The following is a 17,262-nucleotide window of genomic DNA, read 5'->3' on the forward strand; positions in this document are numbered from 1 at the left end:
GGCCAAGAGTTAACTTTTGGCCCATCCCTCTATAATATTTTAGTTTAAATGGCTATTTTTAATAGTTGTGGTTAAATTAATTATCTTTTCTACCGTGTTATCAAGAAATGCTATTGTTTTTTCTAAAGGCTCATTTGATGCCATATCAACACCTGCACTTTTAGCAGCCTCTAAAGGCGTTTTTTGGTCGCCTAGTTTTAGATAGTTTAACCAATCTGAAATTACTGCTGGGTTTTCTTTTATCTTCAAGTACATTTGAGTTGCAATTGTTAGACCTGCAGAATAAGTATAAGAATAAAGCCCCATATAATAATGTGATTGACGCATCCAAGTCAGTGAAGCATCATCATCAATTTTGACAGTGTCTCCCCAAAACTTTTGAAGGACTTCCTTCTTAATAGCACATAGGCGATCAGCATCGAAACTCTCACCATTATCTATCAGTCGATAAACTTCTCTTTGATAAGCAGCCTCTAATAAGTGTGTAACGAAATTATGGTAATAGGTATTCGTCAACATTTTTGTATAGGCAAATCGTTGCATACGAGGATCATCACTTTTTTGTAATAATGAATGTGTCAATAGCAGTTCATTAAATGTAGAAGGTGATTCAACGATGTAAGTAGATGGATCGCATACAAGAATTGAATTGTTTGCAGCAGTTGATAAAGCCTGTCCAGCATGCCCTAATTCGTGAATTAAGGTATATAGATCAGCAAATTGATTTGACCATGACATTAAGATAAAAGGATGATTCCCATACGGAGTTGTTTCAAACCCCCCAGTTTCCTTCCCATCGTTTTGTGGGAAGTCAACCCATCTTTCAGGGAAAGCACGCATAATCATATCGTGATAATCTTTACCCATGATTTCAATTGCATCAGAAATATATTGTGGTGCATCTTTAAGAGCGATAGTAGGGGAATAATCTGGATCAAGGTCAATTTGCAAATCAGCAAAGGTTAATTCATCAATTCCGCGTTCTTCCTTGATTAATTGAACGTATTTTTGCATAACTGGTCCAAATTTTTCTATGATGGTATCAATTTGATGCTCATAAATAGCTCTAGGAATTTCTTGTTCAGCTAATAAGTAATCAATAACAGAACTGTAGCCGCGCAAGGTTGCAAATGTTTTTTGTTTGTAAACTTCAGTGTAGTAGATAGCTGCTAGTGTATTCTTGTATTGCTTCAGCGTCTTAGAAAAGCTCGCGAAAGCGGCACGTCTAATTTTGATATTGGCATGGTATTGGTAATAATTTTCATAGAGAACAAATGACATTGGATAATCTTTTCCGTCAATTGTGAAGCTATCAAAATGCATGTCAGAACTCCGCATTTGCGTATAGATGTTTTCAGGAGCATGAAAAATTGGCGTTAAAGCAGATAAAGCTTTTTCAATATTCGGCGCTAGTCGTTGCTTTTGGTTGTTCAAGTAATGGCGAAAAACGGCATTATATTCCGGAAGGTTTGCAGCAAGTGAATTAAGTTCCGCAGCTGAAAGATTGAGCATTTCAGAATCAAAGAAAGACAGTTTAGATTCTAGTTGTGCACTGATATTTTCAAATTTATGTAGCTGACTGTTGGCTTTTGGTGAAGACATATCAACGGCTTGGTTTAAAAATACATAATGTTCTAACCAATCTTTCTCCTTAGTGAGTTCAGCTAAGGCACTGAGACTTTTCTTTATTGTTTCAAAATTCTCCAACTTACCTTGGAACTTTGAAGTGAAATCATCCACCAACTGTACTAGATTTGCTAAATGAATATTGAATTCTTGTTCAGACTTAAAAAGAGTAGAAGTGTCCCAAGTCAGTTCTACAGGAACTGTATTTCTTTTTGGTAATGACATTTGAAGTCCTCCTTTTGATTAATTACTTTTATTATCATATTTACTTTGTAATTATACTAGAAGTTTTTGGTTTAGAGCGGTAAAATAAAAAATCGATAGATTATTTTAGTTAGGAGCAAAACAGTGGGAACCAAAACTTTAAATATCGGAATTTTAAATGTAATGCATGATAAATCTGATACTCAAAAACGTTTTGACTATGTGTTGAAGCAACAAAATATTCCAGTTAAGGTAACTTATTTTTATCCAATGATGCACTATCAAGGGCGCACGGTACCAGAAGAGGTTGCGCGCATATCGGAACCATTGAATTTTATCAAGGTGAAAAAAATGGATGCTTTTATCGTTACTGGAGCACCCTTAGAAAAAATTGACTTCTTAGAGGTTACGTATTGGGATGAGCTTCAAGAACTGTTTCAACTTTTAAAGCAACTAAATATTCCTCAACTATATATATGTTGGGGAGCAATGGCAGCTGCAAATTTTTATTATGGGATTGAAAAACAGATGCTAGCACATAAATTATTTGGAATCTATGGGCAAGAAGTACTTACAAAGTCTGAACTTCTAGAAGGATTGCCTCAAGGGTTTACAGCTCCACATGCACGTTATGCAGAGCTGAATCATAAGCAGATTAGAGAAAATAAGAATCTGCAAATCACGGCACTTTCAGAGACGAAGCATTTATTCTTAGTTGAGGCAAAAGATGCCCCCCAAGTTTTCTTATTTGCCCATCTAGAATACGGTAAAGAGGCACTTGCAAAAGAGTACCAAAGAGAGCTGAAGGCATATCCAGATCAAGCCGAGATTTTGGCAAAGCCCCAAAATTATTATGAAGATTTTGAACAGATGGAAGCTCCTATTTTTTCATGGTCCGATACACAGCGATTATTTTTCCAAAACTGGGTATTGCAAGTGAAGAAGGCGTGTGACTATAAATCAAAGAAAAATAGTGATGCAGTTTAAAGTAACAAGCGGCAGTAAATGTATACAATATAAGAAGATGGTATGGCGAATTTATTTATTATTGTCATGCCTTATTTTTATGAAGAATTAAAGAAATGAGATGATAAATATCATTAAAGAACAAAAAAATGATATGATATTCAGTAGAACAAAGAATGAAATGGGGAATGGATTTTGACAGGCGGTCAGCTGGCTTCCAATATATTGATTATAGCGATAGTTTTTTATTTTGCAGCTTTTTTTGTTGCAGCGGAATTTGCACTTGTACAGACTAGAAAAAGTGCACTTGAGAGTGCGCTTGAAGAAGGAAAAGGAAACAAACGCAAATTAACAATTGCTCTAAAAATGGTTCAAAATCTGAATGAATATCTTTCGACAACACAAGTAGGTGTAACTCTTGCAGGTATTATTTTAGGTTGGATTGGTGAAGCTACAATTGAAGCAATGATTGTTGATGTTTTACAAATTGCTCCACTTGGAACGACGGCGATGCATGCTGTAGGTGCGGTTTTAGGAATACTTTTGTTAACCTATCTGGAGGTTGTTATCACAGAAATTGTTCCTAAAAATTTAAGTATTGAGATGCCGATGAAAATGATGATGCTTGTAGTTACACCACTGCATTATTTTCATATTCTCTTCTACCCATTTGTTCAGTTATTGAACATTTCTGCGGCAGGGATAATCCGCCTGTTCGGCCTAACCCCAGCGACAGAGAGTAATGATGTGTTGACACAAGCAGAAATATTACGTTTGTCGCGTAATGCCGTAACTGGCGGGAAATTAGACAAAAATGATTTGATTTATATGCAGCGTGCATTTGATTTTAATGACAAGATTGCTAAGGACATCATGGTGGATCGAACGAGTCTTGACGTTGTGGATATCACAGATTCAGTTAAAACAGTTGTAAACAATTATCTGCGTGAGGGTTTTAGTCGTTTCCCAGTTGTTGCAAATAATGATAAAGATCGTATTTTAGGATATGTATATATATATGATTTAATAAGACAGGCGCAAGTTGATGACAGTATTTTAGTTAGCAAGTTATTACGCACTATTATTACTGTACCAGAGGTGACACCTATTCAAGGGCTGTTACAGCAAATGATTCAAAAACAAACACCGATTGTGGTTGTTTTAGATGAATACGGTGGAACTAGTGGGATTGTCACAGACAAAGATATCTATGAGGAGCTTTTCGGGGTTGTTAAAGATGAGATCGATAATGTATCCAGTGAGTACATTATCAAAACCGAAGATGGTGGATTCAAAATATCTGGCAAAACGACACTCTATGATTTTGAACGCTTTTTCAAGGTTAGAAATAAGAGTTTCGATGAATCTGAGAGTGTTACCATAGCAGGTTACTTGCTTGAAAATTATAAAGTAAAAAGAAATGATATTATAACGATTGATCAACTTGATTTAAAGATAACAGAATTTAATCGTAATTATATTGACTGGTTAGAGGTTAAACATCACCCTGAAAATAAAAGTGAAAAATCAAGTGAAGAATGATAAAATAAGTAAATTATCAAGAAGGCAGTGAAATTGTGATGCGTCGAATTGAGGCTCAACGAATCGTTGTTAAAGTGGGTACGAGTACTTTGACATATCCAAATGGAAAATTGAATTTACAGGCAATTGATCAACTGTGTTATAGTTTAAGCGGTTTGGTGAACGAGAACAAAGAAGTTGTTTTAGTGTCTTCTGGTGCGATTGGAGTGGGACTTGGACAATTAGGGATGAAAGAACGGCCCAGTGCAATTCCTGAACAGCAAGCACTTGCAGCAATCGGGCAAACACAATTGATGACGGTGTACCAACAACGTTTTGCAGTTTACGGACAAAAAATTGGGCAAATTCTATTGACGCATGATGTAATGGATTATCCCACGAGCAGAGAAAATGTTTTAAATACATTTGAGAATTTGTTAAGGTTAAAAGTCATTCCGATTGTTAATGAAAATGACACAGTTGCGGTCGATGAATTGGATCATCATACTAAATTTGGAGATAATGATCAATTATCAGCGATCGTTGCAACTTCAATTGATGCAGATTTATTAATCATGTTGTCTGACATTGATGGTTTTTACGATAAAAATCCTAGAAAGTTTGCGGATGCTAAATTATTGCATACGATTAATGAGATTAATGCTAAGACATTCGAAAAAGCTGGTGGACGTGGTACTAAGTTTGGAACGGGTGGCATGACTACAAAGCTAAAAGCCGCAAAAAGAATACTTGATGCAAATAAAGCAATGATTCTTGCTAATGGTGAAAACCCATCAATAATATTTAAGATATTGAACGGTGAACAGTTGGGAACGCTATTTATTAACAAAGATGATTAGGGATGGAGGTAAGACTTGCTTATGGAAATTAATTTAGAAAAAATTGGAAATCAAGCTAAGAATGCAGCCTATGATCTGAGCCTTGTTTCTACTGAAGATAAAAATAAAATTTTACTTGCAATGGCGAATGACCTGAGAACGAAGACTGACCAGATTCTTCTTGCAAATCAAAAGGATTTGAATGAGGCAAAAGGATTAGTTAAGAGCTTCGTTGATCGACTTACGTTGGATGAGAGCCGGATAGAGACAATTGCACAAGGGCTTGAGCAAGTTGCACAATTGCCTAATCCATTAGGTGATGTTACTAATGGCTGGGTTAATCATGCGGGTTTGCAGATTACACAAAAAAGAGTTCCCCTTGGAGTTGTTGGAATTATTTATGAGGCTCGGCCAAATGTTACTGTTGATGCAGCAGCGCTGTGTTTTAAATCAGGAAATGCTGTTATTTTAAGAGGGGGTAAAGAAGCCTTCAATACTAATCTCAAACTTGTTGAAATATTGCAAACGACATTAAAAGAAAATGGATATAGTAAAGATACTATTCAAATATTGACTGATACATCACATGAAGTTGCTAATAAATTTATGCAGCTTACAGGCTATCTTGATGTATTAATCCCTCGTGGAGGGGCTAAATTAATACAGACTGTCGTGCAAAATGCGAAGGTTCCAGTTATTGAGACAGGGATTGGAAATTGCCACATTTATGTAGATCAGACAGCTGATTTTGAGATGGCAAAAAAGATTGTAGTTAATGCTAAATGTCAAAGACCAGCCGTTTGTAATGCTGCTGAAAAACTATTGATCCATGAAGATGTTGCCAGCAAATACTTACCTGGAATTATTGCAGAACTGAAAAAGAATGATGTTGAAATTAGGGCTGATGAAGCAGCGCTAGAAATTTTACAAGACTCAGCTATTCCTGCGATTGAGGAAGACTGGAAAACAGAATATAATGATTATATTCTTGGAGTTAAGGTTGTTTCGTCTGTTGATGAGGCGATTAAACACATCAATCAGTATGGTACAAAACATTCCGAGACAATCGTTACTAATGATTATAAAAAGAGTCAACAATTTCTAGATCAGGTTGATGCAGCAGCTGTTTATGTGAATGCATCGACTCGTTTTACGGATGGTTTTGAATTTGGTTTTGGGGCAGAAATTGGAATTTCGACGCAAAAACTACATGCTCGCGGACCAATGGGGCTCGAAGCTTTAACAACAACTAAATATGTTGTTAGGGGTAACGGACAAATTAGAGAATAAATGTTGTAACAAAAGCATAGTAATGCAGAGCGTTTTTTATTATAATAAGTCAAAAGAGTAAATTGGAGGCAACCATGGGCGAGAAAAAAGAAAAAGCCACTTTAAAATTATTTGCATTGAATTCTAATCAGAAGTTGGCAGAGAAGATTGCAGCTGAGCTAGGGACACAATTATGTGAAGCATCCGTGAAACATTTCAGTGATGGTGAGATCCAGATAAACATCAATGAAAGTATTCGTGGAGATGACGTTTTTGTTATCCAGTCGATTTCGGAACCAGTTAATGAGAATTTTATGGAACTGATGATTATGGTGGATGCGCTTCGTCGCTCTAGTGCAGGAACAATAAATGTTGTCTTACCATATTATGGATACGCTCGTGCAGATCGTAAAGCGCGTCCAAGGGAACCAATTACGGCAAAGCTAATTGCTAACTTTATCCAATTAGCAGGAGCTGACCGAGTGATCACGATGGATTTACACGCTGGACAGTTGCAAGGATTCTTCAATATACCAGTTGATCATCTGCTTGCTATTTTTGTACAAGCGGAATATTTCATAAGTAAAGGAATTAGAAATGATGTAGTCATTGTAGCTCCTGATCATAATGGGGTGAAGGCAGCACGGAATTTGGCAACCTTGTTGAAGGCACCAATTGCAATTGTTGATAAACGTGACGAAACACGAGCTTCAAATATGACTGTAATTGGCGAAGTAAGTGGACGCCGGTGCATTGTTTTTGATGATTTAATTGATACTGGTGGTAAGTTGTCAGATGCGGCTGTTGCACTTAAAAATGCAGGTGCAACTGAGGTCTATGCATGTGCTACTCACCCAATTCTGTCTGGTTTAGCAGTTGAAGAATTGAAGAATTCTTATTATAAGGAAATCGTTGTAACAGATACAATTGATGTGCCTGAGGAAAAACAATTTGATAAGCTAAAAGTCTTATCTGTATCTAAAATATTTGCGAAAGCAATTGATTTGATCTTTAATAATAAGTCTGTTGATTCATTATTTAATAAAAAGCACACTGTTTAGTAGTATTCAGAACACATTTATACGAAATAATTAGCGAGGATGGGTCAAAATTTAACTTTTGGCATATCCTCGCTTTATTTTTTTTCCACTTATGTCATACATTTTTGTTTCTGTAAAGGAATTGAGTAAATTCGGCTTATAAGCATATAAATTGAATTCAGTCATAAAATGGCTAATATTATTTTTGTATACTTAAGAGAAGGGGAATAAAAAATGTTAAATTACGAACAGCAAGAAAAATGGTCTAAAATTGTTCCGAATTGGCAATCACCAATAAATATTGAGACACTAAATACAATTAATGTTGATGCAAAAAAAAAGATACTCTTATTCGATGATGAGTATCGGTTTGTTAATATTGTAAACAAGGGAAACAATTTGCAATATGACGGCAAGGGTAAAGCGGTTATCGAAGGAAGAGAGTTTGGCTTTCAACAACTTCACTTTCATTTCCCTGCAGAACACACAATAAATGGAAAAGATAATCCGATGGAATTGCATTTTGTACATCAAAATATGATTGGCCAAATTGCTGTAGTAGCCCTTTTTGTTAAGTTAGGAGAATTCAGCAAAGAGCTTGATAGTTTTTTTCAAGATTTTCCAGCAATTGAAAGTCAGAAAGATCCATTTTCAGCAACCTTAGGATTAAATAGTTTGATAGCAAGTCTTGAGTCGGGTGTATACCACTATCTAGGCTCGTTAACGACACCGCCACTGGTTAAGAATGTTGAATGGTGGGTAATTGAGAAGCCAATAACAGTAAGTGCTGAACAATTAGATAAATTGAAACAGCGATTCAATCATGGTAATGCAAGAGAAAAACAACCACTTAACGAACGTAAAGTAATTCATTATTCATTAATATAAGATGTTATTGCTTTACAAGCGACAAAATTCTGAGTGAATTCAAAATAGATATATGGAAGTTTTAACAGAACCGAACAAAATTAAATTTTTTGGGAAGGTTCTTTTTTTGTTGCAATTTATTGTTAGAGTTCAGCACCTTCGAAGCTGCAACACTTTTTTCTTTTGTGATAAAATAATTATGACTTGATTAAAGGAGGACAAAGGCATGGGCTTGAGTTTTATCTTAGGAGATGCAACAAAGGATCATCAAAATGAAGTGGTCAAACAAATTGCTAAGTTGAAAAAAGAAGAAAAAGTAAAGAGGATATATATATTAGTTCCGAATCATATTAAGTTTGCGTCAGAAATTTCAATTTTGCAGCATCTCCGAGCAACTTTTGGGCAAGAAGGACAGGTTTTTGCCCAAAGCTCGGTTCAAGTACTCTCCTTTTCAAGGCTGGCATGGTTTTTCTTAAAAGATAATGCACTTTACCAGAGAACTCGGATTTCTAATGCGGGACTAAATATGTTAGTTTTAAGTATTTTAGAAGAAAAAAAAGATAATTTGACAATTTTCAAAGGGGAACAAGCACAATCTGGTTTTGTAAGCGAGGTTGTTGCACAACTAGATGAGTTCAGCAAGGGACAGATTAATAGTCAAGATTTAGCTTTTTTTGCCGAGCAAACCAATGTGCAAAGTGATTTATATGCAAAACTAAAAGACTTACAAATAATTTATCAAGAGTATGAGAATAGATTGATAGGCAAGTATTTAGATAGCAATCAATTATTAAAAGCCCTAACAAAAAAATTAATTGAAATAAATTTAAAAGACAGTTGCTTTATAATAACCGGTTTTTCTCAATTGACAGCAAGCGAGAACAAGTTAGTTAAAACCTTAATAAAAAACGCTGGAGAAGTAGATGTGGATTTGATACTGGATAAACCGCAGCAGCAGTCTAATCTACGTAAAACTTCGCTTTATTATCGTTCTAACAAATTATATGATAATCTCAGTTCATTTGCTGGACAAAATCGGATTACTATCCAGAATATTGGAATTACTACTGAACGCGTTAAGTCACCAATTCTTTTAGATTTAGGAAAATATTGGACGGGTACAAAAGAAAAAACTGCTGAATTGAAATCAGAGTCAATTCGAACAGGATTAGATATATTTTCTGCTAATAATCGTTATCTTGAGATTGAAGAAGTTGCAACCCGAATTAGGCATTGTGTAATAGAACAGGGATATCATTACAGTGATTTCATAATATTGACTCGTCATTTGGATTTATACCGAAATATCATCGCACCGGTTTTTGGACAATATCAACTTCCATTTTTTATTGATCTTCAAAAAAAGATGACAGACCATCCTTTTGTCGAATTTATAATGGCTTTATTTGCAGTGAAGAAGCACTACTATCGTTATGATGATGTGATGCGATTACTAAAAACAGAGTTGCTGTTGCCAGAAATAAAGAGAAAAAGATTAGCAACTAAGAAGTACAGAGAATATCTTGATTTAACAGAAAATTTGGTTTTAAAGTTCGGCTTTGAAGGGAAAAGTTGGTTGCGCGAGGATGATTGGGTTTATTATCGTTTTTATGAAGAAGATATGGGAACTCAAACGGATAAAGAGGTTGAAGTTTCTAGAAAGGTAAATATCATTCGCAGGCTAATAAAAACAACTCTTCCACCGTTTTTTGAGAAAATAAATAGAGCTAAAAATGGGAAGGAAGCCGCACAAATTCTTTGCAACTTTTTAATAGAAACAGGAATTTCTAATGAATTGTTAAAATGGCGTGATAGTGCTATTGAAGAAGGAAAAATTGAAGATGCTGCTAAACCAGAAGAAACATGGAATGCATTTTGCGAATTGTTGGATGAATATGTCGAATTACTTGGAGATCATAAATTCGATGAAGAGCAGTTTGTGGAAATACTGCAAACTGGATTTCAAGGAGCTGAGTATAGTCAGGTTCCCTCTACCTTGGATCAGATAATTGTTTCTGAGAGTGGAATGGTACAAATGAATGATCGGAAGATTACTTTTTTAATCGGTGCAACAGATGCAGTTATGCCAGACAAGATTAATAATCGTAATATTATTTCTGATGAGGATCGATCATATTTAAAACCGGCCTTGAACGTAGAACAGTATCTGAATGATGATACATTAAATCAATTAGCTGCAGAACCTTTTTTAAGTTATCTGGCATTTATGAGTCCCTCAGACAAATTATACTTATCTTATCCACTATCTGATGATGGTAAGGAGAATTTAAGACCTTCTCCTTATGTAACAAGAATTGCTAATCATTATGGGATTAATGTGGCTACACAAATTCGTGAACCGCAAATGATAGATTCAACGGAACACGTTTTAAAGCATTATTTAGGCACGAAAAAAACAACAATTAAAAAACTGCTGACAATTCTCAGACAAGCAAAGAATCAACGGGAGAATATCCCGACAGTTTGGATAGAAATCCATAATTTCCTAAAAGCCGATGGTTCAGAAACGACATTTATGAATAAAATTCTGGGAAGTTTGAGTTATCAAAATATTCCTGAGAAATTAGAGCCAAAAATTGTTGATTTGTTATATGGAAAAACAATAAATACTTCAATATCTAAGTTGGAGGAATTCTATGCAAATGAATATGCTTATTTCTTAAAGTATGGATTGAAATTGCAAGAGCGCAGTATTTTTGAATTATCTGCAGCTAACACGGGTGAATTTTTTCATTTAGCAATGGATTCATTAGTAAAGATGTTAGAAAATGAAAACACTCGTCTCTCTGAATTAACGGTCGAAAAACTTATGGAGAAGATTAGAGTTATTACAGCACAAATCAGAGAACTTCCACAGTTTCAAATATTAAATAGTACGCAAAGAATGCAATTCTTAGCAAGGCAATTAGATGCAACGGTAATGCAAATAGCAAAGGTATTGCAGAAACAACAAGAAAGAAGCAGCACACAGATTATACAAACAGAAGCATTATTTGGTCATGTTGGAACAAAAAATGGAATTGCTCCCCTAGAATTTAAGCTAGGAAATGGTTATAAAGTCAATGTTCGCGGTAAGATTGATCGAATCGATCAGATTTCTGCAGGTGATACAAAATACATTGGAATCGTCGATTACAAGTCAAGTTCACATATTTTTGATTTTCGTGATGCTTATTATGGATTGGCTTTACAAATGTTGACCTATCTAGATGCACTGATGTTAAATTTTGATAGGCTCACAAAAACTAAACCAGCTAAACCAGCCGGAGCTTTGTATATGCATCTGTATAATCCAAAGTTAAAAGCCAAAGATGTGTTGAAACAGTCAAAAGAAGATGTATGGCTTAAGGCCAATAAATATGATGGCTTAATTATTTCAGATGAAGATTTATTGCAAGCGATGGATGAAAAATTGGCTGAGGAGAGTAGTGGCTTTTCCAAACTTTACCCATTTAGAAAGAACAAGGATGGAAGCTTTAAAGCTAGTGGACGGCATCAACTAGTAACTCTTGAAGAATTAAAGCTGCTATTACAGCATAATGAATATTTAATTAAAGAAGCAGCCAATAGAATATTGAGCGGTGATTTGTCATTGAATCCTGTACAGTGGCCTAATAAACGAACAGCTTTGCAATTTTCACCATATAAATCAATTTTCCAATTCGATGCAATGCTGCCAGAAAATAATTATCGTAAGTTACCTAAAATAAGTCCAGAAGAGGTAATCAGAATATTGACGGAAGGTGTAGGTGAGATTAATGACAAAATTTGAATTCACTCAGGCTCAAAGAGAAGCAATTGACAGTAGTGGACAAAATATTTTGGTTGCAGCTTCAGCCGGTTCGGGAAAGACACGGGTCTTAGTGGAACGAGTCATCTCACATATAAAACAGGGAATTGGAATCGATACCATGCTGATAGTAACTTTTACCGATGCAGCTGCTAAAGAGATGAAGGAACGTATTCAAAAAGCACTTCAACTTGAGATAAATAACGCACAGGGTAATGAACAACAATGGTATGTACAACAAATTAATCGCTTGAATATTGCAAATATCAGTACATTGCATGCTTTTTGTTTACGGTTAATAGAAAAGTATTATTACTTGATTGATTTAGATCCCGTTTTTAGAATGCTTACAGATGAAACGGAAAGAACGATGTTACGCGATGATGTGTGGAATGATTTACGTGAAGAATACTATACTCAATCCGATGAACTTTTTGAGAAATTAACACAAAACTTTTCTGACGATCGCAGTGATGAAGGTCTAGCACAACTGGTTTTTAAGACCTTTGATTTTGCTAATACTAATTCAGATTTTAAAGGCTGGCTCAAGATGATGGGGCAGAGTTACGCAGTTGACACGGACAGCTTAGTAGAAAGCCAAATTTTTATAAAACAGCTCAAACCGATAATATTGGAAAACATGGATCAAGCTAAGAATGATTTAATGCAGGCATTAGAAATAGCTGAAAGGTCAGACTTTGACCGCTGGAAAGAGTGTCTTATAAAAGATATGGAGGTTGTTTCCAAGCTTGAAAATAGTGTTGGAACAGATACTTGGAATGAAATACGTGCAGAAATAATGACTTTTAAACTAGGAACGGCACCACGAATGTTGAAGTTAGATGATATGCAAAAAGAGTCAAAAAATGAGATTCTTGAGTTACGAGCAAATGTTAAAAAAAGAATAGCAAAATTAGCTGAGGATTTATTTTTGTTTGATGAACAGCAACAACTTGAGTTAATGCAAGATAGTGAACAAATAGTCTTAAAATTAGCAGAAGTTGTGCAAAACTTTGCAGAAAAATTCGCACAGGCTAAGCGACAAAGACATGTCTTAGACTTTAGCGACCTTGAACATTTTGCACTTTCAATATTGTCAGGAAATACGGCAGATAAAAAGAAGGTGCGTAATAATCTACAAGCGAAGTTCAGTGAAATAATGATTGATGAGTACCAAGACACAAATCAATTACAGGAAACATTGCTAGGTTATGTTGCTAAGAATTCCCCGGGAAATATGTTTATGGTTGGCGACGTTAAACAATCAATTTATGGTTTTAGGTTAGCTGATCCAACGATGTTTCTAGATAAGTATCAGCACTATTCGCAAAATGGTGAAGCTGATGATAATCAGGGGAAAAAAGTTATTCTTGCAGAAAATTTTCGTTCTGTTAGAAACGTTACGGCTTTTACAAACTTAATATTCAAACAGTTGATGGACTACCGGGTTGGGGAGTTAGACTATGATGAAGATGCACAATTAAAATTTGGTGCAAAATATTATCCAGAGTTACCATCAAAAGCAGAAATTTTAATTTATGAATCTGAAGATGAAAAAGCAAGTACAAATGGTTTTGTCAATGACGATATGGATGAAGACTTCATTCCTGATAGTACAGCACAAGGACAAGTTTTAGCAGTAATTAGTAAAGTTAAAGAGTTGATAGCACAAGGGAAAAAAATATATGATCGTGCAAAAGGCGAAGTCCGAAAGTTGACGTACGGTGATATTGTTTTGTTAGCTCCAACGAGAAATAATAATTTGTTGATTATGGATGAATTTCAAAAAGCGGAAATTCCCATTTTTTTGAACGATGCGCAGAACTATTTTCAGACGACAGAGATTCAGATAATGTTGTCTTTCCTAAAAATAATAGATAATCCCTTGCAAGATATTCCGTTAGTCAGTGTTCTTAGATCTCCGATTGTGGGTTTGAAAGAAAATGCACTTGCCTACTTAAGAATTAATCAGCGTACGGGTGATTATTATCAGGCGTTGCAAAAGTTTTGGGAGAACTTTGATAATACTACAGAAAGCAAATTTGGCAGAGAAATTTATGCGAAAATTGATTGGTTCATGAACCTTTTGAATGAGCTAAGAAACACTGCAAGAAAAAATGAATTAGCGTCATTGATTTGGAAGATTTATGAAGAGACGGGGTTCTTGGATTATGTTGGTGGAATGCCTGGTGGAATACAAAGGCAAGCTAACTTGCATGCATTATATGAACGAGCAAGTGCGTATGAGAAAACGAGCTTCAAAGGACTTTTTCAGTTTGTTAGATTTGTTGACAGGATGCAAAAACAAAATCAGGATTTGACTGAAGCAATGGCAAAAAAAATAGATGATGCGATTCAGGTCATGACGATTCATGGAAGTAAAGGACTAGAATTTCCGGTGGTTTTCTTGATGGATGCAAATCATCAATTTAACGAACAAAATCTACGGCAAGATTATCTTTTAGATGTTCATAATGGTATTGGAATTTCATACCTTGATGACGAGCGGGTAAAAAAAGATACTTTGCCAAAAATAGCAATTAAAGACAGAGCACAAAAGAAAATGGCAGCTGAACAAATGAGATTGCTATATGTTGCATTAACGCGTGCAGAGCAGTTGCTATACATTGTTGGAACATATGCGAATAAGAAGACAGCAATTTCAAGTTGGAAACAGGCAGTCCAAGACCAACAAATGGTACTTAGCCCGACTATTAGACAACAAAGCAAAAATTTTATGGACTGGATAGGAATGTGTTTAGCAAGGACAAAATATTTTGCAGAAACATTTGAACTTTCAAGTACGGCGCCACAGGAAGTACAAGAAAGTACTGCAGATTTTTCAATTGAATTTTATGATAATTCGCATTTCAAGATGGAAAGTAATCAGCAAGCTGATTTGTTTAAGGTTCTGGATGAGGAACAGTCTCATTCTAGTAATTCTAATGAACTTGCAATTAGGAAGCTATTAAACTTTGAATATCCTGATTTGGATTTAACAATGACGACTGCTTATCAAGCTGTTTCGGAAGTAAAACGTGTTTTTTCTGATCCTGTAGAAACAGAATTGCCTTTTTTAGAAAAGTGGGGGAAAAATACTTTCAAGAAAAAAGCTAACTGGGTCGTGAGCAAGGAATTTAAATTACCTACTTTTTTGAAAAGTGAAAAAAAAGCTACAGCTACACAAATTGGGACAGCAACTCATTTGGTGCTGCAAAAGATAGAGTTAGAAAAAAATGTTACAATTGAAACGATCGAACAAACAATCTCTAATTTAGTAACAGATAACTTATTGGAGAAAAATATTGCAGAAGAAATTGAAATATCTGCAATTGCTAATTTTTTTGCAAGTGATATTGGTAAATTATTTTTAAAAAACTCTCAATTGGTGAAGCGGGAAGTTCCCTTTTCAATGTTGATGCCTGTTAATGAATTGTTCCCAGATATTAAAACAAGCATTGCAGCGGATGTGCTCATTCACGGTATTATTGATGCGTATGTTCAAACAGATGAAGAAGTTATCTTACTGGATTATAAAACTGATTTTGTTGAACAGGGCGATATACAAAGAAAAAATGAGTTGGTCAGCCGTTATAAAGGCCAATTGAAGCTCTATGCAGTTGCTCTAGAGAAGGAATTAGGACAAAAAGTAACGCATAAATATCTTTATTTACTGGGCATAAATGAACTAGTCGAAGTTTTTTAAACATCAAACTGTGATAAAATCCATTCAATTGCAAGATCGACCCAGGTTGCAACATGGGGGTTAATATCTGAAGCTCCCTTCTCTGGACGTGCAGTAAGTGAGTTAGCCAGAACAGTTCCATGAATACCAGATGAGAAAATGTGTGATTCAAAGGATATTTTATTTTTAGCTAATTGGTTGATATAACCCAGTGTGTTGCTGAGTGGTACAGCAGTATCTGTGTAGGAACTCCAGATAAACGTGGGTGGTGTTTTAGCATTAACTAATTTTTGAGTATTTATCAGTTCTGGTACTGCTGTTACGTGGTTAATTCCGACTGATTTATCTGTAAAAAAGCTGGTTAAGTCGGTCAAGGGATATGCTAAAATCTGTGCATTAGGTTTGATACTTTCGCTGGACAGAGCTAATTCACTAGCTAATTTAACTGTTGACCATGTGCCGGCTAGTGCAGAAACAATATGTCCACCGGCTGAAAAGCCCAGTGTAATAATTGCATTGGGATCCTGATTGAATTTTTTAGCATTGGTGCGGATAAAAGCAACAGTTGAAGCTAGTTCATGCAAGGGTTTTGGATAAAGTGATTCTGTCTCGGGTAGAAGTAACGAGTAGTTCAGTGAATAGACATTAAACCCACGAGAGTGAAAAGCAAGTGCCGCCAGTGTATTCTCTCTTTGAGAAAGATGCTTAAAGCTGCCTCCTGCACAAAGAATAATTCCAGGAAATTGCGAAGCTTGTGGAGTTGTTACGGGTAGGACATATGCGGTTGCAGTGACAAGACTTTCATTAGGTAAAGGAATAGTAAGATTTGTTATTGACATTGCATGCACCTGACTTTCATAAAAATAAGAATTTCTTGATTATTTTAGCACATCAATTTCTTTAAGCAAAATAGTTAAATTTATAAATATTAGGAGGGTGATTTATTTGTTCCCAGAACAACTAAAAGCATTACGCAGAGGAAGCGGACTAACACTTTCACAGTTGGCAAAACAGTTAAATGAGATGAATATTGATGATGAATTAAGGACTCATCCTAATTCTGGACCACAGATTGGCAGTTGGGAGCGTGGCATTAATACACCATCTTATTCAGAAGTTATGAAATTAGCGATTTTTTTTGGGGTATCACTCGATTTTATAGTTGGTAGGGTTAACCAACAAATTGATATTGAGAAGATATTTACTTTGAATAATGATTTGATATTTGATGGAAAACAACTATCTAGTAAAGAACGTGCAGAAAGTTATAGCATTTTAAAAGCGTATTTTATTGGTAAGAATTTAACAGATTCACATGGTTCCGAGAACAAAGAAAGTAGAGATTATAAGGAAATTACACTTAATTTTAACGACAAAAAGCTAACTGATTAATATTGCTGATTGAATAGTTTAATTGAATTTTGTAATATGTTA

The 17,262-nt window shown here is 35.2% G+C and carries 11 protein-coding genes; 9 read left to right on the forward strand and 2 right to left on the reverse strand.

What is annotated here, in order from left to right:
• Nucleotides 1-39: 39 nt before the first annotated feature.
• Nucleotides 40-1,851, reverse strand: a complete 1,812-nt coding sequence (pepF, locus tag G6O70_RS03485; RefSeq protein WP_057869292.1) for an oligoendopeptidase F — start codon at nt 1,849-1,851, stop codon at nt 40-42.
• A gap of 123 nt (nt 1,852-1,974) precedes the next feature.
• Between pepF and G6O70_RS03490 the strand changes: the two genes are divergently transcribed.
• From G6O70_RS03490 to addA, 8 genes are all read left to right on the forward strand, one after another.
• Nucleotides 1,975-2,817, forward strand: a complete 843-nt coding sequence (locus G6O70_RS03490; RefSeq protein ID WP_083481903.1) for a homoserine O-acetyltransferase/O-succinyltransferase family protein — start codon at nt 1,975-1,977, stop codon at nt 2,815-2,817.
• Nucleotides 2,818-2,991: 174 nt separating this feature from the next.
• Nucleotides 2,992-4,338 carry a hemolysin family protein gene (locus G6O70_RS03495; protein WP_057869293.1) on the forward strand — a complete coding sequence of 449 codons (1,347 nt, stop codon included), beginning with the start codon at nt 2,992-2,994 and terminating at the stop codon, nt 4,336-4,338.
• Between the two features lie 38 nt (nt 4,339-4,376).
• Nucleotides 4,377-5,177 (forward strand): glutamate 5-kinase, encoded by an 801-nt coding sequence (gene proB, locus G6O70_RS03500; RefSeq protein WP_057869329.1) that lies wholly within the window; start codon nt 4,377-4,379, stop codon nt 5,175-5,177.
• Nucleotides 5,178-5,198: 21 nt separating this feature from the next.
• Entirely contained in the window at nt 5,199-6,446 is a 1,248-nt protein-coding gene (locus G6O70_RS03505) for a glutamate-5-semialdehyde dehydrogenase (RefSeq protein ID WP_057869294.1), read from the forward strand.
• Between the two features lie 74 nt (nt 6,447-6,520).
• Complete coding sequence (locus G6O70_RS03510; protein WP_057869295.1) at nt 6,521-7,486, forward strand: ribose-phosphate diphosphokinase; 966 nt, start codon at nt 6,521-6,523, stop codon at nt 7,484-7,486.
• 213 nt (nt 7,487-7,699) lie between these two features.
• Nucleotides 7,700-8,353: a carbonic anhydrase family protein gene (locus G6O70_RS03515; protein ID WP_057869296.1), complete on the forward strand. Its 654-nt coding sequence runs from the start codon at nt 7,700-7,702 to the stop codon at nt 8,351-8,353.
• Nucleotides 8,354-8,558: 205 nt separating this feature from the next.
• Nucleotides 8,559-12,125: a PD-(D/E)XK nuclease family protein gene (locus G6O70_RS03520; RefSeq protein WP_057869297.1), complete on the forward strand. Its 3,567-nt coding sequence runs from the start codon at nt 8,559-8,561 to the stop codon at nt 12,123-12,125.
• Nucleotides 12,112-15,849, forward strand: a complete 3,738-nt coding sequence (gene addA / locus G6O70_RS03525) for a helicase-exonuclease AddAB subunit AddA (protein ID WP_057869298.1) — start codon at nt 12,112-12,114, stop codon at nt 15,847-15,849. Before G6O70_RS03520 ends, addA begins: the two co-directional genes overlap by 14 nt.
• Here addA and G6O70_RS03530 read toward each other — a convergent pair.
• A complete protein-coding gene (locus G6O70_RS03530; RefSeq protein WP_057869299.1) occupies nt 15,846-16,667 on the reverse strand; it encodes an alpha/beta hydrolase in 822 nt (273 codons plus the stop codon). The genes addA and G6O70_RS03530 overlap by 4 nt on opposite strands.
• A 97-nt stretch (nt 16,668-16,764) precedes the next feature.
• Between G6O70_RS03530 and G6O70_RS03535 the strand changes: the two genes are divergently transcribed.
• Nucleotides 16,765-17,220: a helix-turn-helix domain-containing protein gene (locus G6O70_RS03535; RefSeq protein WP_223389844.1), complete on the forward strand. Its 456-nt coding sequence runs from the start codon at nt 16,765-16,767 to the stop codon at nt 17,218-17,220.
• The last annotated feature ends 42 nt before the right edge of the window (nt 17,221-17,262 follow it).

The sequence above is a fragment of the Liquorilactobacillus hordei DSM 19519 genome (assembly GCF_019443985.1).
Classification (GTDB): Bacteria; Bacillota; Bacilli; order Lactobacillales; family Lactobacillaceae; genus Liquorilactobacillus; species Liquorilactobacillus hordei.